Source organism: Streptococcus sp. HMSC073F11, from assembly GCF_001810785.1.
In the GTDB taxonomy this organism is placed as follows: Bacteria; Bacillota; Bacilli; order Lactobacillales; family Streptococcaceae; genus Streptococcus.
Genome location: NZ_KV802690.1, coordinates 650,389 through 651,171, shown reverse-complemented (window position 1 = coordinate 651,171; position 783 = coordinate 650,389). Strand labels below are relative to the sequence as shown.

Genomic DNA, 783 nt, shown 5'->3' with positions numbered 1-783 from the left:
TAGGAATTAAAGGAACATTTGATGCAGACTTCTACATTGAAGTTGAGCGTATTGAAACTGGTGATAAGATTGAGAATACTTTCGTCAATATTGTTAATAAACAAGAAATGACTGCGAAGGTTATTACTCGTACACCAGAGCCACCTAAACCAAAACACCCAGAAAAACATGCACTTGATAAAACAGGTCAGAAAGTCCTTGACGGTAAAGAAGTTCAAATGGGTGAGTTGATTCAGTACCTTCTTGATGGTTCAATGATTCCAGAAAGACACCATACGTTGTCTCAATATGACGGTTTGGATAAGCTCGATACGAAGCATGACCGATATACTGGGAACTGGAAAGGTATCGTTAAAGGAACAGAATATACTGCTGAAAAAGAGCTTGTGTTACCTTATGATGTGACATTGAAGGATGGTAAAGTGGTTAAGGCAGGGGATAAGATTGCCAAAGGTAGCTCTTATGCCTTTACCTTTGAGTTCAACCAAGGCACAAATTCTGAGTTCATCAAGAAACTTGTGACTGTTAAGTGGGATGACAAAAGTGGTCAGTGGTCTTATGTTATCAATCAAGATTTCTTAAACTCTCTAGGAATTAAAGGAACATTTGATGCAGACTTCTATATTGAAGTTGAGCGTATTGCGGCTGGAGAAGTTGAGAATACTTTTGTCAATATTGTCAATGGACAAGAAATGACTGCGAAGGTAACAACCCACACTCCAGAACCAAAACCAGAACCAAAACCAGAACCAAAACCAAAACCAGAACCAAAACCAGAGCCAA

The 783-nt window shown here is 38.8% G+C and carries 1 protein-coding gene; it reads left to right on the top strand.

The genetic code is table 11. The features are described from left to right. The coding region (locus HMPREF2764_RS04790; RefSeq protein ID WP_186821161.1) for an LPXTG cell wall anchor domain-containing protein at positions 1–783 on the top strand (783 nt) is incomplete at both ends.